The sequence below is a fragment of the Caulobacter segnis genome, assembly GCF_029543125.1.
GTDB classification, from domain to species: domain Bacteria; phylum Pseudomonadota; class Alphaproteobacteria; order Caulobacterales; family Caulobacteraceae; genus Caulobacter; species Caulobacter segnis_D.
In genome coordinates this window covers 1-19,089 of the sequence record NZ_JARQWW010000010.1, presented here as the reverse complement: position 1 = coordinate 19,089, position 19,089 = coordinate 1, and the positions used below count along the sequence as shown (strand labels likewise).

Below are 19,089 nucleotides of genomic sequence, written 5' to 3'. Positions count from 1 at the left end.
GATCGACCACACTCAGGCATCGCCGGCCTCACACCCTGGCAACGTGTGACCAACCTCCTTGGAAACGACATCTAGGCCAGGGGCTGGACCCCGGCGGCGAGGGCCATCTGGACCACGCTCGAAAGACCGCGCACCTCCAGCTTCTCCATCAGGGTGGCGCGATAGGCCTCTACTGTGCGCGGGCTGAGGTCCAGGCGATGGGCGATCAGCTTGTTGGGCAGGCCGGCGATCATGCCCTGGACCACCTCATACTCACGCTTGGACAGGCGGCCGATCTTTTCCTGGGCCGCCGCGGCTTCGCCGCCATTGGCGGGAGCAGCGGCCAGGCCTTCCTGCACGGAGGCCAGCAGGGTCTCGGACTTGTAGGGTTTGGAGACGAAGTCGGCTGCGCCGAGCTTCATGGCCTGCACCGCCAAGTCTATATGGCCCCGTCCGGTCAGCATGATGATGGGCAGAGGGAAGTCGTTGGACTTCAAAGCCTTCAGCACATCGATGCCGTTCATCTGCGGCATGTGCATGTCGAGCACCACGCAGGCCGGTTGAGCCGTGGGGCGAGCTTCCATGAAGGCCTCGCCGGACTCATAGAGCTCCACCCCGTACCCGGCGCCCTGAAGCAGGATCGCGAGGGTCTCACGCGTGATTTCGTCGTCGTCGACGACATGGACGGTCGCGATGGCGGCCATCAAGCATCCCCATACTGTGTGCGCCGCAGCGCAAACCCATAATTGAGCAAGCCGGGCCCTCAGCCAAGAGGTGTGCGGGCCTACGGTACAAATACGACCTGTAGTTCTACCGGGATGAACCCGGAAATCCATTTCCGTAAAACATCATCAAATGACGGAGCGGATCGCCGCCTCCGGCAGATAATTGGAACAAACGGACCTGGAACTGACGATGTCAGCAAAAACAAGACCTAGGCTCCGCCGCTCCGGCCGGTAGCCGGAACCCCTCCCCAAAACCCGATCCGAACCCACCCGCAGGACGCACCCGTCCGGCGGGACGGGGGAACTCACGCCCGAATTCCGGACATCCGCCATGACCCGCCGCCTGACCTTGATCGCCGCTTTCGCCTTCGCCGCCGCCCTGCTGGGCATGGGCTCGCAAGCTTCGGCCGCCGCCAAGATCGACATGGGACTGCTGAACAAGGTCAACGCTCAGGTGAACCACGACATCCGCCCGATGAGCGACGAAGCCCAATACGGCGGCGACCGTTGGGTTTCGGAGCCGGCCAGCGGCTTCGGCGACTGCGACGACTACGCCATGACCAAGATGACCCGCCTGGCCAAGGCCGGCGTGGCCGCCGAGGACATGTCGATCGCCCTCGTCTACACCGAGACCGGCGAGTACCACGCCGTCCTGTCGGTCAAGACCGCCAAGGGCGAGATCATCCTCGACAACCGCATGAACTGGCCGACCCCGCGCGCCGACATGGAGCGCTTCGGCTACCACTGGGCCAACGCGACGGTCGCCAAGACCGACTGGACCAAGGTCTTCGCCGGCGCCGGCGCCACGAAATAAGTCGTCTCGTCCAGGAGAGGCGCAACAGAAAGGGCGGCGGGGCCTAGGCTCCGCCGCCCTTTCACATTGTCAGTCCGGGCTTACCGCGAAGCGGCGGCGGCCGGACCGTAGAGCATGCCGTTGAACAGGAACCGGAAGGTGCCCGCCGACTGGGCGCGCTGGGTCACTTCCGGACCCATCACGAACAGCTTTCCCTTGCCGATGTCGATGTCGAGGATGGCGGTGGTGCCTTGCAGCTTCTCCTGGCCGACGGCCCAGCCGCTGCGAAGCGGCTTGGGCGTGTCGAACCACGAGACCTTCGCCACGCCCGTGGCCGAGGCCTTGAGGTTGAAGGTCGGGCTGCGGTCGAAGAACACGTCCAGCTCCGTGGGCGCGCCGTAGGCGAGGGGCTGGGTGTTGTCGACTTTGGCGCGGAGCACCGAGCCGGGGATGTACAGCTCCTTGGTGGTGAAGGCCTTGAACTTGTCGCCTTCCTTCTTGGCCAGGGCCGGCTCCACCGGGGCGCCGATGGCCTCCGCCAGATAGCCGGCGCTGCCGACCGTCAGGACCGTGCCGCCGTTGCGGACGAACTCGGCCACCTGGGGCAGGGTCTTGTCCTCGGTCACATTGCCCAGCCAGGCGTGATACTCGGCGGGGATGTCCTCGGCCTTGGGCTGCGGGAAGCTGCGGCCGCCGCGGTAGGGGCCGCCCTCAGGCGTCGGGACCGAACCGTCGGTGAAGACCAGGACGTCGAAGTCCTTGGCGATGTCGCCGGCGTCGAGACGCTGCGGATAGACCACCTGGAACGGGGCCTCGAACTGTTCGAAGAGCCAGCGGGTCCAGCCCGACGGCATCAGGCCGCCATAGCGGTCGACCAGGCCGACGCGGATCGGCTTCAGCGGGATGGCCGCGCCGCCCGGCTTGGCGCCGACAGCATAGGCGTCGATGCCCAGCTCCTTGACGCTCGCGGCGACGATGGACTGCGCCTGAGCCGAGGCGGGGACCCACACGGCGCCGGTCCCGAGGGACTTGCCGCCGGCCTTGGATTCGCCCTTCACCCACGACACCGGCACCCCGGCCTTCAGCAGGCGGTTGGTCAGGATGAAGCTGTTGTTGGTTTCGTGGCTGACCAGCCAGCCGGCCTTGCCCGAACCCTTGATGGCGCCCGGCGTGACCGTGATCACGTCCGGCACGCGCTCGAACGGGCCGGTGAAGCCGTCCAGCACGCGGTCGAACTTCACGCCCATCTGATAGGCGAGGGTGTAGCCCGTGACGTCGTAGGGGGCCTTGGGCGGGCCGCCCGGATATTCGGTGTCGTGCGGGTGGTCCTGCGGCTCGAACATGTCGAGGACGTGCGGACGATAGGCCTGGGCGGTCTTCACCACATAGGAGCCGGCCGGATAGGTCTTGCCGGCGACGGTGAACGCCTTGGTCGCCTTCTCCACATCGACGCCCGTCTTGATCAGGGCGTTGAGGAAGGACACCGCCGTGGGCAGGTCGGCCTGATCCGCCGGGATGATGTAGCCGCGCGGGTCGCGGCTTTCCGGGGTCTGGATCACCGACTTGTACAGCGACGGATCAATGGCGCCGCGGGCCCAGGGATCGTTGCTCTTGTTCTCGGACTTCTTGCCGGCCTCGGCCAGGGCGTCGATCTTGGTCGGGGTGAGGGTCCAGCTGTCCTGCGAGCCCTTGGTGATGGAGTTGGAGCCCATCTTCCAGATGTTGAACAGCAGGCGTTCGCGGTTGCGCGAGGCGTAGTCCAGCACGGCCCGATTCAGGCTGTATTGGTACTCGACCGTCTGCTTCAGATGCCACATCTCCGGCGGGGCCGGCATCGGGCGGTCGTTGGAGGGCAGTTGCACCTCGGGGACCAGACGCAGGGGCTCCGGCGTCGGGCCGCCCTTGATTTCGGTCAGCAGGCCGATGGTGTTGTGGAAGTACGAGACGGAGCGGACCATCCCGTTGTGCCAGGTTGAATACGGGGCCGCGGAGCGGGCGCCCGAGCCCGGCTTGTCCTCGACCACCAGGCGGCTGTGCATGGCCATGCCCAGTTCCTGGAGCGTGGTCATGACCAGCGGGTCGTAGTTGAAATTGAAGGGATCGCGGAACGGCGGAACGAACACCACCATGCCGTTCGGCGCGGTCTGGTGCTGGTTGTAGACCACCTGCGGGAACCAGTCGCGGAACAGGGCGCGGTTGATGTTGGCCGTCTCGGCCATCGCCGACATGTAGCTGTCGCGGTTGTTATCGTGGCCGACGTACTTCTGGTACAGGCGCGGGATCGAGTTGAACTCGCGCTTCTTCTCGTCAGCGTTGCGCATGTACCAGTCCGAGACCAGCTCCATGCCATCCGGATTATCGTGGGCGAACAGGATGATCACGTCATCCAGGATGCGCAGGGTCTCCGGATCGTTCTGGGTCAGCATCCGGTAGAGGACCTGGATCTGGCCCTGCGAGGTCACGGTCTCGGTGGCGTGCAGGCCGGCGTCGATCCAGACCACGGCCTTGCCTTCGGTCGCCAGCTTCTTGGCTTCCTCGGCGCTGACGCCTTCAGCCTTGGCCATGCGCTTGGCGATGGCGCGGTACTGGTCGAGCTTGGCTAGGTTGGCGGGGGAGGAGACGACCGCCATCCACATGGAGCGGCCTTCTTCGGACTTGCCGATGTCCACCAGCTTCATGCGGTCGGACTGGCCGGCGAGGGTCTTCAGGTACGCCTCGTAGGCGGTGTAGTCGGCGAGGAAGTAGTCGCTGCCGGGATCCTGGGCGAAAGCCTTGGCGGGCGGCGTGATATCGGCGGCGTGAGCGGCGGCGCCGCCCATGATCATGACCAGCGCCAGGGCGGCCCCGGCCATCGCTTGTTTCTTCGTCATCATCTCCCCCAGCAGCGGTCGGCTCCGGCGGGTTTGCCGGAGCCTTTTCCCTGTTGAGTTAGACGCACCGGCGCGGGGAATCCACCGCGCCGAACAGTCGTATCGCGGCGATTACTCGCCGCCACCCGCCTTGCGGTAGTCGAGGGGCGGTTTGCGGTCGCCGACCATGGCCTTGTAGGTGAAGTTCGCGCCTTGGCGCTCCTTCAGCTCGGCCTTGGCCTGGGTGATCAGTTCGGGGTTCGAGAACAGCTCCGCGCCGGTGATCGACAGGGTCTTGGCCGCTAGGGCCGCGCCCTTCAGGCCGATGCTCATGCCGCCGGCGGCGACGTTCTGCCAGGAGTGGCCGGCCGAGCCCGGAACGAAGGTGGCCGTGGACAGGCCCACGGTCGGCGTCACCCAGCTGATGTCGGCCACGTCGGTGGAGCCGCCGGCCAGGGCGCCGTCGGCCGAGGACTTGGCGTAGGGCTGGATCTTCGCCACGGACGACAGGTCGCCGCCGCCGTTCTGCAGTGTCTTGGCGATCTCCTGGGCGAACTTGGTCTCTTCCGGCGTCCAGGTGATGCCGCCGACGCTGACGAGGCTGTCGTTCATCACCTTGCCCAGCACGTCGTTGGGCAGAAGGTTGTAGACGCCGCCGGTCTGCTCGACCTCGAAGGTGGTGTCGGTGGCGATGGCCGCGCCTTCGGCGGCCTTGGTCACGCGGCCCCAGACATCGACCACAACCTTCGGATCGACGTTGCGGACGTAGTAATAGACCTCGGCGAAGTCCGGCACGACGTTCGGGGCCTTGCCGCCGTTGGTCACCACATAATGGATGCGGGTGCGGTCGGGGATGTGCTCACGCAGGTAGTTGGTGGCGACGTTCATCACCTCGACCCCGTCCAGGGCCGAGCGGCCGGCCCAGGGGGCGCCGGCGGCGTGGGAGGACTTGCCGCGGAAGCGGAACTTACCGCTGATGTTGGCGAGCGAGCTGCCCTGCTGGGCGGAATTCGAATTGCCCGGGTGCCAGTGCAGGGTCACGTCCACGTCGTCGAACAGGCCGTCGCGGACCATGTAGACCTTGCCCGAGCCGCCTTCTTCGGCGGGGGTGCCGTAGACGCGGATTTCGCCCTGGACCTTGTTGGCGATCATCCACTGTTTCAGGGCCACGGCGCCGGCCACCGAGGCGGCGCCGAACAGGTTGTGGCCGCAGCCGTGGCCGTTGTCGCTGGTGGGGATCGGCTGCTTGTGCGGCACGGCGGCCTGGGACAGGCCGGGCAGGGCGTCGAACTCGGCCAGGATGGCGATGACGGGACCGGAGCCGTTCTTGAAGCTGGCGACGAAGCCGGTGGGTTCGCCCGCCACGCCGGCCTTCACGGTGAAGCCGGCGGCCTTCAGCTGATCCTGCAGCAGGGTGCTGGATTTGACCTCCTGGTAGCCGAGCTCGGCGAAGCCCCAGATCTTCAGGGCGGCGTCGTTCATCTTGGGGGTGTAGGCGTCGACGGCGGCGGTGAGCTGGCCGCGGTCGGCGGCCGTGATGGGCGCGGCGAGCGCCGTGGTCGAAAACAGAGCGGCCGTGGTGAACGCGCCGATCGCCAGCGCCTTGAACTTCGACGTCATGAAAGGTGTCTCCCCGCGCCGGCGCCCCTGCGCCAGCCTCCTGAAGCTAGACGCAATGTGCGTTGAAAGCCTCAGTCGCGGGAAGGAGAAACCAGATCGATCTGGGCGGGGCCGGACTGTTCGACCTTGGCGACGCCATAGGCCTCCAGAGTGGCTACAAAGCCGGCGGTGTCGCCGGTCTTGAAGCGACCGCTGAGCGGGGTCTGGGCCAGGTCGGCGTCGCCCAGGCGGATCTTGCGGTTCGAGTAGCGGTTCATCTCCGCCACGATGGAGCCCAGCGGCTGGTCGTCGAAGATAACGTCGCCGCTGCGCCAGGCGCTGACGCGCTGGACGTCGACGCGGTTCACGGCCCAGTCCTTAGAGCCGTACTGAACCAGTTGCGCGCCGGGCAGCAGATCGGTGGTGGTGGCGGAGTTCAGTGAGGCGACGCGCACCTTGCCTTCCAGCAGAGCGACCGACCAATGGTCGGAGGCCAGGCGGACGTTAAAGGCCGTACCCAGGGCGGTGACGGTGCGTCCGGCGGCGGTGACCACGAAGGGGTGAGACGGGTCCTTGGCGACCTCGAAGAAGGCCTCGCCCTTGACCAAGGTCAGGGCGCGCTTGGCGCCCCAGCTGGTGACGCGAAGTTCGGTGTCGGTGCTCAGGGTGGCGCGCGAGCCGTCCGCCAGGGTGACGATGCGCTGATCGCCCACAGCGGTGCGATAGACGGCCACGTCGCGGACCGCCGCGACGGTGTTGTGCTGCGGAGCCTTCAGGGTCAGGCCCGTGAACAGGGCGACGCCGCCGGCCACCACGATGGCGGCCACGGCGGCCGCCCAACGGAAGGGCATGGCGGAGCGCTCCTTGATATCCGCCTTCAGCGCCTCACGGGCGCGCAGAACCTGAGGGTCGTCGCGCATCAGGCCCAGGGTTTCCCAGGACAGGCTGACACGCGTCCACTCGGCTTGATTGTCGTAGCTGGCGTTCAGCCAAGCGTCGAAACGGCTACGGAGCGACTCGTCATGCGGATCGCGCTGCAGAAGGACGAACCAGCCCGCGGCGTCCGGCTCAGCCGGCGTTCCATGACTGGATCGGTTGTCGTTCATCGGTTTCCTGCAGGCGGCTCGTCACGATCCTCAGAGCCTTGGTCACATGTTTTTCGACGGCGCTGACGGATATTCCAAGTTGCGCCGCTGCGGCCTTGTAACTCAAGCTCTCGAAACGCACGAGCATGAAAGCGGCTCTGGTGCGATGAGGCATGCCCGCCAGAGCCGCCAGAGCGACAGAAGCTTGCTCCTTGGCCTGCAGAACTCGGTGGGGCGACAGGTCGTCGACCGGATGGTGGATCGGCTCCAGTTCACAGTGCGCCTGACGATGGCGGACGGCGTCCCGACGGCGCCGGTCCAGCAGGACGTTGGTGGCCGTCTGGAAAATGAAGCTGTTGAGATTGGCCACGGCCTCGCCGCCACGGCGGCTGTGAAGGCGCAGCAGGACCTCCTGAACGAGGTCGTCCACGTCGTGATGCGCAACGCGGCGGCGGAAGAACGCACGCAGCGCCTGTTGGTAATGCAATGAGGCCTGGACCAGTCCCGCCTGATCCACAACCTGCTGTTCGGCTAACTTCGCCAACGCCATTTGCGGTATTCCCCCGAACGCCCGGCACGACGCATTTATGTCATGCTCGTGCTTTGAAGCGGCCTGGTCAACCAGCTTCGGGTGCGGCGCCTTGACGGTCGGAGGGCTGCTGGATTTTCAGGCGCCGCCGGGCCAATGTCCGGATGCGTGAAGGGGGATTGCGTATGGGGACGGAGGCCTTGATCCGATGAGGATCGGCCACGCCAGCCTAGTCATGGGCGGGCTGTGCGCGGCTGTGGCCGCGCCCGCCCAGGCCGCGTCCGCGACTCGATTCGCCATTCCCGCGGGCCTGCCTCTGGAGCGGGCGCTGACCACGTTTTCGACCCAGAGCGACCGCGACATTCTTTTCCAGCCGGCTCTGGTGGCGGGGCTGAAGTCACGCCGAGTCGTCGGCCGGCTGGACCCCGACGCAGCGCTCAACCAGCTCCTGAAAGGCACCGGCCTGACCTGGCGCAGTTTCCAGGGGAGGGTCCTGATCGAGCGGATCGAGAAGATGGCGGCGCCGGTGCAGCCGCCCGCGCCGCCCGAACAACCGTCCGACCTGGACGGAGTGGTGATCACCGCCCTGCGGCGTCCGACCCTCGATCAGCTCACGCCGATGTCGGTGCGCGCCCTGACAGAGGCGGAGCTGACCCGCGCGGGCGTCGTGACGTTCGAGCGGGCGACAACGACCACGCCGGGCCTGGTGGCCACGGCGACGGGGGTGGGGCGCAACCGTCTGACCCTTCGCGGGGTCTATGGTTCGGGCGAAGCGACCACGGCGCTCTATTACGACGACGTGCCGGTGACCGGCGCCAGCGGCACCACGGCCGACCCTGGCAGCTCGTTCCCGGAGCTGGTTCTGGCGGACGTGTCCCGGGTGGAGCTGCTGCGCGGTCCGCAGGGCACGCTGCACGGGGCCAGCGCCATGGGCGGCGCCCTCAAGGTGATGTTCAACCGCCCTGATCTTCGCGAACCGTCGGCGAGGCTGGAGGCGGAGGCGTCGACCAGCGCGGGCCATCTGGGCCAGGCGGCGAGTCTGGTGCTGAACCAGCCCCTGGTGGAGGGATTGCTCGGGGTGCGGGTGACGGCCTATCACCGCACCGAGCCGGCGTTCATCGACAACAGCCGGCTGGGGCTTTCGGCGGTGAACGACAGCCAGGTCAACGGCGTGCGGCTGGGAATCGGCGCGCAGCCGTTCGAGGGGCTGAACCTGAACTTCATGGTGACGCGCCAGGTCGAGGACCTGGACGACACCAGCGCGTGGACGCCGATGGGCGGCTCCTATGTCTCCACCAACTACGGCCGGCTGCCGTTCGAGAGCGAGGTGACCTTCGCCGTCGGTTCGGCGGATTGGCGGCTGCCCGGCGTGCGCCTGTCAGCCATGGCGGCGGCCTATCGCTGGGACAGCCACCGGCGCAGCGAATATTCCGGCGTGCTGCTGGCGGAGCGGACGAGCGAGGCGGGGTGCCGTCGATACTTCGCGCTGGCGTCTTCGGCGTCGTGCTCGATCGACCAGATGTCGCGCTGGACCACCTACGTGGACAGCCGGGCGCCAGGCTTGCTGACCCAGCCCGTGGATATGGAATCGCGGGTTGTCGAGATGCGCGCCACCTCCGACGGGCACGGCTTCATCGGCTGGACCATCGGACTGTTCGGCGAAAGCCGCGAGGACAGCATCGACAGCCAGGTGGTGGTGCTGAACGCATCGACGGGCCAGCCCGTGGAGGTGGCCGGCTTTACGGGGCGCCGCCTGGTGGACAGCCGCTTCCAGCAGCGCGCGGCCTATGGCGAGCTGATCATCGGTGCGGACCGGGACACCAGCTTCACGGTGGGCGCGCGGCGGTTCGACTACAAGCGCACGACGGTGGGGCGGACCCTGATCGTCAACGTCATCTCCAACACCGCCGAGGGCAATTTCGACAAGTCGGCCAGCGAGAAGGGCTGGAGCCTGAAGTTCGTGGGCAGTCACCGGCTGAACGCCCGCGTGCTGGCCTACGCCCAGGCGTCGCAGGGTTTCCGTCCCGGCGGGATCAACACCGTGCCCAGCCTCTCGCAGGACCTGGCGGCCTATCGCGCCGACAGCCTCTGGAACTATGAGCTGGGCCTGAAGGGAACTTGGCTGGACGGGCGCCTGACCGCCAACGGCGCCGTCTACCGTATCGACTGGCGGGACATGCAGTACACGGCCGCCAGTCCCAACGGCGCCTTCTCGTTCCTGGCCAATATCGGCCGGGCGCGGATCAACGGGGCGGAGGCGGATGTGACGTTCGATCCGCGCGGTCCGTGGCGGACGGGCCTGAACCTCGCCTATGCGGACGCCGTGCTGACCGAGGATCAGGAGAGCGCGGTGGCCGTGGGTCTCGGCTCGGCGGGGGATCGTCTGCCGGTGGTGCCCAAGATCGCCGCCGGAATCTGGACGGAGTACGAGCGGCCGCTGACCCGTGGACTGGACCTGCTGCTGCGCGCCGATGCGACCCATACCGGGCGCTCGCACAGCGCCTTCGCCTCATCGTCCGCCGACGACACGCGGTTGGGCGGGGTGATGCTGATCGGCATGCGCGCGGTGGTGCAGGCCGAAAGCTGGAACATGGGCGCCTACGTGGAGAACCTGCTGAACGACGACGCGCCGTCCTTCGCCTCCACGGGGCGGCAGCCGCAGGTCTATGGCCCCCGCCCGCGACGGGTGGGCGTGACCCTGGGATACAGTTTCTAGGAAAATCTGGTGCCGGCGGAGAGGATCGAACTCCCGACCTTCGGTTTACAAAACCGCTGCACTACCGCTGTGCTACGCCGGCCAAGGGAACGGCTTATGCCGCAGCCCGTCGGCCGGCGCCAGCCTCCGAGCGCAGTTCTTTCACGCGCCGCCATTTCCCGACGATTGCGTAGATGAGGACGGCGGTCGCGACGGCGGCGATAAGGAGGGTGGAGGCGGCGTTGATCTCCGGAGAGACGCCGAGGCGGACCTGGGAATAGATGCGCATGGGCAAGGTGGTGGCGCCGGGCCCGGAAGCGAAGGAGGCGACAACGAGGTCGTCCAGGGAGAGGGTGAAGGCCAGCATCCAGCCGGCGGCGACCGCAGGGGCGATGTTGGGCAGGGTCACGGTCAGGAAGGTGCGGATCGGCGGGCAGCCGAGGTCCTGGGCGGCTTCCTCCAGGGACCGGTCGAAGGTGACCAATCGCGCATGAACCACCACGGCCACATAGGCCAGGGTGCAGGTGGAATGGGCGATGACCACGGTCCAGAACCCCCGGTCGATGCGCAGGGCCACGAACAGCAGCAGCAGGGACAGGCCCAGGATCACCTCCGGCATGACCATGGGGGCGTAAACCAGCCCCGAGAACAGGGTGCGCCCGCCGAATCGTCCGCCCCGGGCCAGGGCCACGGCGGCGAGGGTTCCCAGAATGGTGGCGGCGGTGGCCGAGATCAGGCCGACGCGCACCGTCACCCAGGCGGCGCCCATCAGGGCTTCGTTGGCGAACAGGGACTCGTACCAGCGGGTGGAGAACCCGCCCCAGACGGTGACCAGGCGACTGGCGTTGAATGAGTAGAGCACCAGGGCGGCGATGGGCAGGTAAAGGAACACCAGACCTGCGGTGATCGCGGCGATGTTGAACGGGGTGGGGCCCTTCCTCATCGACCGGCCTCCAGCGCCTTGGCCTGCTGGCGCTGATAGAGAACGATGGGGATCACCAGGGTCAGCAGCAGAACCACGGCCACGGCCGAGGCGCTGGGCCAGTCGCGGTTGGCGAAGAACTCGGTCCAGATGGTCTTGCCGATCATTAGGGTCTGGACCCCGCCCAGCAGGTCGGGGACCACGAACTCGCCCACCATGGGGATGAAGCAGAGCAAGGCGCCGGCGGTGACGCCGGGCAGGGAGAGGGGGACGGTCACCTGCCAGAAGCTCTTCCAGGGCGGCGAGCCCAGGTCGGCGGCGGCCTCCAGCAGGCTGTGATCCTGCTTCTCCAGCACCGCGTAGATCGGCAGCACCATGAAGGGCAGATAGCAGTAGATCAGGCCTACATAGACCGCCGCCTGGGTGTTGAGCACCGACAGGCCCGGCAGGCCGATGGCCTCCAGCCCCATGTTCAGCAAGCCCTCTGGCTTGAGGATGGCGATCCAGGCGTAGACCCGGATCAGAAAGCTGGTCCAAAACGGCAGGATCACGGCCAGCAGCAGGATGTTGCGCGTGTTTGGCGCGCAGCGGGCCATTCCAAGCGCGATGGGATAGCCCACCAGCAGGCACAGGAGCGTGCCGATGGCGGCGAACCGCAGACTGGACAGATAGGCGACCAGATAGAGGTCGTCGGACTTCAGCCGGGCATAGGTCTCCAGGTCCAAGGCTGACATGAAGGCCCTGATCCCGGCTAGGCCCGCCGACCAGTCGATCTGCGGCGCATAGGGCGGCATGGCCAGGGCCTGGTCCGAAAAGGACAGCTTCAGCACCAGCGCGAAGGGAAACAGGAAGAACACCCCCAGCCACAGGAAGGGGGCGATGGCCGCCAGCCGTTCGCCGCGTTTGGTCTTCATCGGGTGAGGACCACGCCGGCGTCGGGATCGAAGGAGACCCAGACCTTGTCGTCCCAGCCGATAGGCCGCTCCACCACGCGTGAGGCGTTGGCGCGGGCGGCGCGGATCAGCTTGCCGCCCTCTAGTTCGACCACATAGTTGGTCCAGTCGCCGGTGTAGCCGATGTCCCAGATCTCGCCGGCCAGGACGTTGACGGCGCCCTTGGGCGGCGGGTCGAGGCTGATGCGCAGCTTCTCGGGGCGCACGGCCAGCCAGACGGTGGAGCCAGCGGCGGGGGCGTCGTCGTCCCAGACCTGCAGCGGCTGCGTCGTCTCGGGAATGACGATGCCCGCCATCGGGTGCGACAGGGACGCAACCTTGGCCTCGAACAGGTTCACGTCGCCCAGGAACTCGGCCACGTAGCGGTCGGCGGGGGTCTCATAGAGCTCTTCGGGGCGCCCGAGCTGGGCGATCTTGCCGTCGCGCATCACGGCGATGCGGTCGGCGAGGACCATGGCCTCCTCCTGATCGTGAGTGACCATCAGGAAGGTGGTGTTGAGCTCCTGCTGGATGTCCATGAGCTCAAACTGGGTCTCCTCGCGCAGCTTCTTGTCGAGGGCGCCGAGGGGCTCGTCGAGCAGCAGCATCTTGGGCTGCTTGGCCAGCGAGCGGGCGAGGGCCACGCGCTGCTTCTGGCCGCCGGAGAGCTGGTGGGGCTTGCGCCGGGCCAGGGGCTCCAGCTTGACCAGCTTGAGCATCTGCTGGACGCGGGCCTCGATCTCGCCCTTGGGCAGGTTCTCCTGCTTGAGGCCGAAGGCAATGTTCTGGGCCACGCTCAGGTGCGGGAAGAGGGCGTAGGACTGGAACATCATGTTGACCGGCCGCCGGTGGGGCGGCTGGCCGGCCAGGTCCTGGCCCGCCAGGGTGATGCGGCCCTCGTCCGGGGTCTCGAACCCGGCCAGCAGCCGCATCAGGGTGGTCTTGCCGCAGCCGGACGGGCCCAGCAGGGCGAAGAACTCGCCCGGATAGATGGCCAGGGACACCCCATCCACCGCCACATGGTCGTCGAACCGCTTCACCACCCCCTCGAACCGGACCAGAGGCTCGGCCGAAGGATCATTCCATGGCGAAAACTTCGAACGGACCGCGCCGATGTTCAGTCGCTGGCGCGCGGTCTTGCCCCCCTTGGCGTTCATCGGCCGGTGACGACCCGGGTCCATTGGCGGTTGATCTCACGGACCAGCTTGGGGTCCTTGGACGTGGCCACGAACAGCCGGGAGAACACCTCCGGCGTCGGATAGATGTTCGGGTTGTCGCGGATTTCGGCGTCCACGTGGGGCAGGGCCTTTTCGTTGGCGTTGGCGAACTGCACGTAATTCGACGCCTTGGCGGCCACCTCGGGGCGCAGCATGTAGTTCATGAACTTCAGGGCGGCCGTCGGGTTCGGCGCGTCCGCCGGGATGGCGAAGACGTCGAAATAGACCTGCGTGCCCTCGCGCGGGATCACATAGTCGATCTTGACCTTGCCGCCGGCCTCGTCGGCGCGGGCCTTGGCTTGGAACACATCGCCCGAGAAGCCGACCGCCACGCAGATGTCGCCGTTGGCCAGGGCGTTGATGTATTCCGACGAGTGGAATTTCCGCACCGAGGGGCGGATCTTCAGCAGCATGTCGGTGGCGGCGGCGTAGTCCGCCTCGACCAGGGAGTTCGGGTTCTTGCCCTGGGCCGCCAGGGCGACGGTGAACATGTCCTCGCTGGCGTCCAGCATGTAGACGCCGCAGTCCTTGAGCTTGGCGATGTTCTCGGGCCGAAAAACCACGTCCCAGCTGTCGATCGCCATGCCGGGCAGGCGCTGCTTCACCGCCTCGACATTATAGCCGATGCCGATGGTGCCCCACATGTAGGGCGCGGCGTACTGCGCGCCCGGATCGAAGGGGTCCATGCGGGCCATCAGGTCGGGCCACAGATTGCCGAAGTTGGAGAGCTGAGCCTTGTCCAGCTTCTGCAGCACGCCGGCCTGGATCAGGCGCGGGACGCTATTGTTGGCGGGGACGACCAGATCGTAGCCGGTGCCGCCGGTCAGCAGCTTTGTCTCCATCACCTCCTGGGAGTCGAAGGTGTCGTAGACGACCTTGATCCCGGTCTCCTTGGTGAAGTCGCTGACCACGGCCGGATCGATGTAATCCGACCAGTTATAGATGTGCAGGACCTCTTCTTTCGGTCCGCTCTTGCCGCAACCGGCCAGCACCATGGCCGCCGCCGCGATCACCGCGACGCGACGCGTCAAACCCCCAACCCGGTTCATCTCGCCTCCACCAATCAGAACCCCGCGCTCGTTATAGGGCCTGCGGCCAAGGGGTTAAGGGGAATTCTTCTGTCGATCGGGGCGTGGTCGAATGCTGTCGCGCTTTCGTTTCGCGGCGGCGGCTTCTATATGCCAACGCTGCTTATTCGCGACCCAGACCCTGGACCCCATGGCCCGCATCCTCATCACTTCCGCCCTGCCGTACATCAACGGGATCAAGCATCTCGGGAATCTGGCGGGGTCGATGCTGCCGGCCGACGTCTATGCGCGGTTCGAACGCGCCCGGGGCAATGAGACGCTCTATATCTGCGCCACCGACGAGCACGGCACGCCGGCCGAGCTAGCCGCCGCCGCGGCAGGCCAGGACGTGCGCACGTATTGCGACGAACAGCACCAGATCCAGCATGACATCGGCCGCAAGTTCGGCCTGTCCTGGGATTGGTTCGGCCGCAGCTCCAATCCGCCGAACCATCGCCTGACCCAGCACTTCTGCGAGGCGCTGGAGAAGAACGGCCTGATCGAGGAGCGGGTGGACCAGATGGTCTACTCCATCGACGACAAGCGCTTCCTGCCGGACCGCTACGTCGAGGGGACCTGCCCGCACTGCGCGTTCGAGAAGGCGCGCGGCGACCAGTGCGACAACTGCGGCCGCCTGCTGGACCCCACCGACCTGATCAATCCGTATTCGGTCATCAGCGGCTCGCGGAACATCGAGGTGCGCGACACCCGCCACCTGTACCTGATGCAGACTAAGATCCAGGACCGCATCCGCGCCTGGGTGGACAGCAAGGCGCCGAACTGGCCGAACCTGACCAGCTCCATCGCCTACAAGCATCTGGACGAGGGGCTGATCGACCGGGGCATCACCCGCGACCTGGCCTGGGGCATCCCGGTGACCAAGGACGGCCTGCCGCGTCCGGGCTTCGAGGACAAGGTCTTCTACGTCTGGTTCGACGCGCCCATCGAGTACATCGGTGCCACGGTCGAATGGTCCGAGGCGACCGGCGGCGATTGGGAGCGCTGGTGGCGCACCGATAAGGGCGCCGACGAAGTCACCTATGTGGAGGTGATGGGCAAGGACAACGTGGCCTTCCACACCGTCAGCTTCCCGGCGACCATCCTGGGCTCGGGCGAGCCGTGGAAGACCGTCGACAACCTTAAGTCCTTCAACTGGCTGAACTGGTACGGGGGCAAGTTCTCCACCAGCAACAAGCGCGGCGTGTTCATGGACGCGGCGCTGGAGATCCTGCCGGCGGATTACTGGCGCTGGTACCTGACGGCCAACGCGCCGGAGAGCTCCGACACCGCCTTCACCTGGGAGCAGTTCGCCAGCAGCATCAACCGCGACCTGGCGGACGTGCTGGGCAACTTCGTCAACCGCATCCTGAAGTTCACCGAGGCCCGCTTCGACGGAGTGGTGCCGGAAGGCGGCGAGGCGGGCGCGCTGGAGACGAAGCTCTACGCCGCCGTCTCCGAGCGTCTCGCTGAACTGAACGAGCAGATGGCCGCGCTGGAGGTCCGCAAGTCGGCCCAGACGATCCGCGCCCTGTGGGTGCTGGGCAACGAATACCTGCAGGAGGCCGCGCCCTGGACGGCGGTGAAGACCGATCGTGACCGCGCGGCGGTGATCGTCCGCACGGCGCTGAACCTGGTTTCGCTCTACGCCCGTATCGCCGCGCCGATCATTCCGTTCTCGGCCGAGACCATCGCGGCCTCGGTGAGCGAGCCGTTCCCGCCGACCTGGCCGTCGGCCAATGGCGAGGCGGAGCTGAACCGTCTGGCCCCGGGTCTGGCGGTCCATACGCCCGAGGTCCTCTTCAAGAAGATCGAGGACGAGCAGATCGCCGAGTGGACGGAGCGCTTCGGCGGGGCCGAATGAGCAAGCCCTTCGCCCTGCGTGAATTCGCGGGCGACGAGCGCGCCGCCGTGGTCGAGCGGCTGGAGCGGACCGGGCGGGTGCAGATCCCATCCGTCCTGGCCGGCGAAGGGGCGGAGCGGCTGCTGGCCGAGGCGCGGGTGCGCACGCCGTTCCAGACGGTGACCACCAACAGCCGTGGGCATGTGGATCTGCCGCAGGCCTGGCTGGACAGCCTGACCATCGAGCAGCGCCAGGAATTCGGCCAGGCGATTCACGAGAGCGCCACCGAGCGCTTTCAGTACCTCTATGACACCTATCCGATCTGGGACCTGCAGCAGGCCGGCAAGCTGAAGGGCGCGTGGCGCGACCTACTGGCGTTCCTGAACGGCGAGAGTTTCCTCGGCCTGATGCGGGAGCTGACGGGCGAGGACCGCATCGCCATGGCCGACGCTCAGGTCACCCGCTATCGGCGGGGCTCATTCCTGACCGGCCATACCGACCATGTGGACGGCAAGGACCGCTATTACGCCTATGTCCTGAACCTGACGCCGGCCTGGCGGATCGAGTGGGGCGGGCTTTTGATGTTCCACGGCGACGACGGCCATGTGGCCGAGGCATTCGTGCCGGCCGCTGGCGCTTTGAACCTGCTGCGCGTGCCGCAGCCGCATTCGGTGTCGCAAGTGTCGCTGTCGGCCGGCGACGAGAGACTCTCCGTCACCGGCTGGCTGCGGGGAAGCTGACGCCTCTCTTAGTGAGAGGCGTGCTTGGCTTGCTCGGCGGCCGAGATGTCCATGAAGTTCGGAACGGCCGCGTTGTACTGCGCGGTGTGGTTCAGATCGACGACGATGCTGCGGTGGCCGTCCCACATCATGTGCAGGGCGACGTAGAGCACGATGAACAGGCCGACGTAGCCGATCCACCGGTGCTTGTGCAGCAGCTTGGCGATCCAGGTGGCGGCCACGCCCATCAGGGCGATCGACAGCAACAGGCCGAAGACCAGGATGCCGGGATGCTCGCGGGCGGCGCCGGCCACGGCCAGCACGTTGTCCAGCGACATGGAGACATCGGCGATCAGGATCTGGATGAACGCGGCGCGGAAGCTCTTCGTCGGCTTGATCGTCGGTTCGGTGGCCGGGTCGTCGTCCAGGGCGGCCTGGGCGCTGGCCTCTTCATGAGCGGCCTGATCGCGCATTTCGCGCCACATCTTCCAGCACACCCACAGCAGCAGGATGCCGCCGGCGAACAGCAGGCCGATGATGCCCAGAAGCTGGGCCGTGATCAGCGCGAAACCGATGCGCAGGACCACGGCGCAGATCAGGCCGTAGAGAATGGCTTTCTTTCGCTGCTTCTCAGGCAGGCCGCCGGCGGCCAGGCCCACGGCCACGGCGTTGTCGCCCGCCAGGACCAGGTCGATCATGAGGACCTGGATCAGGGCGGTGAGGGGGCCGGCGAGGTCGCCGCTGAGAAGAGAGTCGAACATTGAATCTCAATGAGCGAGGCGCGGCCCCATGGCAAGTGCCTCAACGCGGGCGAGAGGCCTCATAAAGCGCAACCGCCGCGGCGTTGGAGACATTCAGGCTCTCCATGCCGCCGGGCATGGGGATCTTGGCCAGCACGTCACAGTGCTCGGCCACCAGCCGGCGAATGCCGTCGCCTTCGGAGCCCATGACCAGGACAGTAGGCGATCCGTCCAGGGCCTTGTCCAGGGTTTCAGTGGCGGAGCCGTCCAGGCCGACCGCGCGCCAGCCCATCTCAGCCAGCTGCTCGAGCGCGCGGGAGAGGTTCACCGCCATGGCGTGGGGCAGGCGGTCGATGGCGCCCACCGCCGCCTTGGCGGCCGCGCCGGCGAGGGCGGGGGAGTGGCGGTCCTGCAGAATGATTCCCCGGGCGCCGAACGCGGCGGCCGAGCGGAAGATGGCGCCGACGTTCTGCGGATCGGTGATCTGGTCGAGCATGACGATCAGGCCCGACGGGTTCTCGCCGAGCTCGGCCACGGACAGCGGCTCGGGCGGGTCGATCCGCATCGCCATGCCCTGATGGACGGCGCCTTGCGGAACCTGGCGGGCGATCAGCTGGGCGTCGACCACCTCGATTCCCTTCAGGCCGTACTGCTCGGTGAGTCGCTTGGCCCGGTCGGGAGTCGCCAGAACGCGCTTCGGAGCAGGCCTCGCGGGGTTGTTCAGAGCGGCCTCAATGGCGTGAAAACCCCACAACCAGTCGTTCGCTGGCGCTTTGTCGCGCGATACGGGATTGTTTTTATGAGGTTTTTTATCGGGCGCACGGTTTGCGTCACGAGGCCTCTTACGGTCGTTGCGTTCGAAATGAGAGGACACTATAAGACGCGCTCCGATTTGGGGCCCTGAGGGGTTTCCGCCACGGCCGGGCCGCGCTCTTAGCACTGTCCGGCGCCCGAGGCAGGAAGCTTTTTCATCCTACCGGCTGCGGTTCGCCGCGAAGGTGGGGCGGGTCGTGATAGGAGCTCCGTAGCGCGCTGGGGGAATGTCCCGAGTGGCAAAGGGGGGGGACTGTAAATCCCCTGGCGTCAGCCTTCGTAGGTTCGAGTCCTACTTCCCCCACCACGCGCTGCAGAAGTCCTTCACGGGTCAGGCCCCGGAACCTGAGGAGCTCACCGCGAGCCCGCCGAGATACTGACGCGGGTATAGCACAATGGTAGTGCAGCAGCCTTCCAAGCTGAGGATGCCGGTTCGATCCCGGCTACCCGCTCCAACTCCTCGTAAGTAAAACGCAACATCCATACGCCGGCGCGAAGGTAAGAGACCATGGCCAAGGAAAAGTTTGAACGCACTAAGCCGCACTGCAACATCGGCACGATTGGTCACGTTGACCATGGCAAGAC

Annotated in this window: 16 protein-coding genes and 3 tRNA genes; 7 read left to right on the top strand and 12 right to left on the bottom strand. The window is 66.7% G+C overall.

What is annotated here, in order from left to right:
• Positions 1–71: 71 nt before the first annotated feature.
• On the bottom strand, positions 72–683 hold the full coding sequence (locus P7B02_RS19615; protein ID WP_277788055.1) for a response regulator transcription factor: 612 nt from the start codon (positions 681–683) through the stop codon (positions 72–74).
• Between the two features lie 352 nt (positions 684–1,035).
• Between P7B02_RS19615 and P7B02_RS19610 the strand changes: the two genes are divergently transcribed.
• Positions 1,036–1,518 (top strand): transglutaminase-like cysteine peptidase, encoded by a 483-nt coding sequence (locus P7B02_RS19610; RefSeq protein ID WP_277788054.1) that lies wholly within the window; start codon positions 1,036–1,038, stop codon positions 1,516–1,518.
• Between the two features lie 80 nt (positions 1,519–1,598).
• Here P7B02_RS19610 and P7B02_RS19605 read toward each other — a convergent pair whose 3' ends face one another.
• The 4 genes from P7B02_RS19605 to P7B02_RS19590 form a co-directional block, all read right to left on the bottom strand.
• Positions 1,599–4,367 (bottom strand): M14 family metallopeptidase, encoded by a 2,769-nt coding sequence (locus P7B02_RS19605; RefSeq protein ID WP_277788053.1) that lies wholly within the window; start codon positions 4,365–4,367, stop codon positions 1,599–1,601.
• Positions 4,368–4,478: 111 nt separating this feature from the next.
• The gene (locus P7B02_RS19600) at positions 4,479–5,966 is read right to left on the bottom strand and encodes an amidohydrolase (RefSeq protein WP_277788052.1); all 1,488 of its coding nucleotides are present in this window, start codon (positions 5,964–5,966) and stop codon (positions 4,479–4,481) included.
• Positions 5,967–6,037: 71 nt separating this feature from the next.
• Positions 6,038–7,051, bottom strand: coding sequence for a FecR family protein (locus P7B02_RS19595; protein WP_277788051.1), 1,014 nt, complete (start codon positions 7,049–7,051; stop codon positions 6,038–6,040).
• Positions 7,014–7,580, bottom strand: coding sequence for an RNA polymerase sigma factor (locus P7B02_RS19590; RefSeq protein ID WP_277788050.1), 567 nt, complete (start codon positions 7,578–7,580; stop codon positions 7,014–7,016). Before P7B02_RS19590 ends, P7B02_RS19595 begins: the two co-directional genes overlap by 38 nt.
• A gap of 187 nt (positions 7,581–7,767) precedes the next feature.
• On the opposite strand from P7B02_RS19590, the gene P7B02_RS19585 reads away from it, so the two are divergent.
• Positions 7,768–10,275, top strand: coding sequence for a TonB-dependent receptor domain-containing protein (locus P7B02_RS19585; protein ID WP_277788049.1), 2,508 nt, complete (start codon positions 7,768–7,770; stop codon positions 10,273–10,275).
• A 7-nt stretch (positions 10,276–10,282) separates the two neighbouring features.
• Here P7B02_RS19585 and P7B02_RS19580 read toward each other — a convergent pair.
• The 5 genes from P7B02_RS19580 to P7B02_RS19560 all read right to left on the bottom strand — a co-directional run bounded on the left by P7B02_RS19580 (position 10,283) and on the right by P7B02_RS19560 (position 14,374).
• Positions 10,283–10,357: transfer RNA gene (locus tag P7B02_RS19580), tRNA-Thr, on the bottom strand.
• Between the two features lie 12 nt (positions 10,358–10,369).
• The gene (locus tag P7B02_RS19575; protein WP_277788048.1) at positions 10,370–11,197 is read right to left on the bottom strand and encodes an ABC transporter permease; all 828 of its coding nucleotides are present in this window, start codon (positions 11,195–11,197) and stop codon (positions 10,370–10,372) included.
• Positions 11,194–12,090, bottom strand: coding sequence for an ABC transporter permease subunit (locus P7B02_RS19570; RefSeq protein WP_277788047.1), 897 nt, complete (start codon positions 12,088–12,090; stop codon positions 11,194–11,196). The genes P7B02_RS19575 and P7B02_RS19570 overlap by 4 nt, the downstream gene beginning before the upstream one ends.
• Complete coding sequence (locus tag P7B02_RS19565) at positions 12,087–13,289, bottom strand: ABC transporter ATP-binding protein (protein WP_277788046.1); 1,203 nt, start codon at positions 13,287–13,289, stop codon at positions 12,087–12,089. Before P7B02_RS19565 ends, P7B02_RS19570 begins: the two co-directional genes overlap by 4 nt.
• Positions 13,262–14,374 carry a polyamine ABC transporter substrate-binding protein gene (locus P7B02_RS19560; RefSeq protein WP_277788045.1) on the bottom strand — a complete coding sequence of 371 codons (1,113 nt, stop codon included), beginning with the start codon at positions 14,372–14,374 and terminating at the stop codon, positions 13,262–13,264. Before P7B02_RS19560 ends, P7B02_RS19565 begins: the two co-directional genes overlap by 28 nt.
• A gap of 169 nt (positions 14,375–14,543) precedes the next feature.
• On the opposite strand from P7B02_RS19560, the gene metG reads away from it, so the two are divergent.
• Entirely contained in the window at positions 14,544–16,253 is a 1,710-nt protein-coding gene (metG, locus tag P7B02_RS19555) for a methionine--tRNA ligase (protein WP_277788044.1), read from the top strand.
• The gene (locus tag P7B02_RS19550; protein WP_277788043.1) at positions 16,250–16,972 is read left to right on the top strand and encodes a 2OG-Fe(II) oxygenase; all 723 of its coding nucleotides are present in this window, start codon (positions 16,250–16,252) and stop codon (positions 16,970–16,972) included. The genes metG and P7B02_RS19550 overlap by 4 nt, the downstream gene beginning before the upstream one ends.
• An 8-nt stretch (positions 16,973–16,980) precedes the next feature.
• Here P7B02_RS19550 and P7B02_RS19545 read toward each other — a convergent pair whose 3' ends face one another.
• Together P7B02_RS19545 and rlmB are read right to left on the bottom strand one after the other, a co-directional pair.
• Positions 16,981–17,712, bottom strand: a complete 732-nt coding sequence (locus tag P7B02_RS19545) for a TerC family protein (RefSeq protein WP_277788042.1) — start codon at positions 17,710–17,712, stop codon at positions 16,981–16,983.
• A 40-nt stretch (positions 17,713–17,752) separates the two neighbouring features.
• Entirely contained in the window at positions 17,753–18,565 is an 813-nt protein-coding gene (rlmB, locus tag P7B02_RS19540; RefSeq protein ID WP_277788041.1) for a 23S rRNA (guanosine(2251)-2'-O)-methyltransferase RlmB, read from the bottom strand.
• Between the two features lie 160 nt (positions 18,566–18,725).
• On the opposite strand from rlmB, the gene P7B02_RS19535 reads away from it, so the two are divergent.
• The 3 genes from P7B02_RS19535 to P7B02_RS19525 all read left to right on the top strand — a co-directional run.
• Positions 18,726–18,811: transfer RNA gene (locus P7B02_RS19535), tRNA-Tyr, on the top strand.
• A gap of 74 nt (positions 18,812–18,885) precedes the next feature.
• Positions 18,886–18,959: transfer RNA gene (locus P7B02_RS19530), tRNA-Gly, on the top strand.
• A gap of 53 nt (positions 18,960–19,012) precedes the next feature.
• Positions 19,013–19,089, top strand: a 77-nt coding sequence (locus tag P7B02_RS19525) for a hypothetical protein (protein WP_007443273.1), incomplete at its 3' end; no start/stop codon positions are given.

Excerpts from the sequence above, each read along its gene's own strand:
- P7B02_RS19615 (WP_277788055.1), bottom strand. The coding sequence starts at position 683 with ATGGCCGCCATCGCGACCGTCCATGTCGTCGACGACGACGAAATCACG.
- metG (WP_277788044.1), top strand. The coding sequence starts at position 14,544 with ATGGCCCGCATCCTCATCACTTCCGCCCTGCCGTACATCAACGGGATC.
- P7B02_RS19545 (WP_277788042.1), bottom strand. The coding sequence starts at position 17,712 with ATGTTCGACTCTCTTCTCAGCGGCGACCTCGCCGGCCCCCTCACCGCC.
- P7B02_RS19550 (WP_277788043.1), top strand. The coding sequence starts at position 16,250 with ATGAGCAAGCCCTTCGCCCTGCGTGAATTCGCGGGCGACGAGCGCGCC.
- P7B02_RS19585 (WP_277788049.1), top strand. The coding sequence starts at position 7,768 with ATGAGGATCGGCCACGCCAGCCTAGTCATGGGCGGGCTGTGCGCGGCT.
- P7B02_RS19600 (WP_277788052.1), bottom strand. The coding sequence starts at position 5,966 with ATGACGTCGAAGTTCAAGGCGCTGGCGATCGGCGCGTTCACCACGGCC.
- P7B02_RS19605 (WP_277788053.1), bottom strand. The coding sequence starts at position 4,367 with ATGACGAAGAAACAAGCGATGGCCGGGGCCGCCCTGGCGCTGGTCATG.
- P7B02_RS19570 (WP_277788047.1), bottom strand. The coding sequence starts at position 12,090 with ATGAAGACCAAACGCGGCGAACGGCTGGCGGCCATCGCCCCCTTCCTG.
- P7B02_RS19610 (WP_277788054.1), top strand. The coding sequence starts at position 1,036 with ATGACCCGCCGCCTGACCTTGATCGCCGCTTTCGCCTTCGCCGCCGCC.
- P7B02_RS19575 (WP_277788048.1), bottom strand. The coding sequence starts at position 11,197 with ATGAGGAAGGGCCCCACCCCGTTCAACATCGCCGCGATCACCGCAGGT.
- P7B02_RS19565 (WP_277788046.1), bottom strand. The coding sequence starts at position 13,289 with ATGGACCCGGGTCGTCACCGGCCGATGAACGCCAAGGGGGGCAAGACC.
- P7B02_RS19560 (WP_277788045.1), bottom strand. The coding sequence starts at position 14,374 with ATGAACCGGGTTGGGGGTTTGACGCGTCGCGTCGCGGTGATCGCGGCG.
- P7B02_RS19595 (WP_277788051.1), bottom strand. The coding sequence starts at position 7,051 with ATGAACGACAACCGATCCAGTCATGGAACGCCGGCTGAGCCGGACGCC.
- P7B02_RS19590 (WP_277788050.1), bottom strand. The coding sequence starts at position 7,580 with ATGGCGTTGGCGAAGTTAGCCGAACAGCAGGTTGTGGATCAGGCGGGA.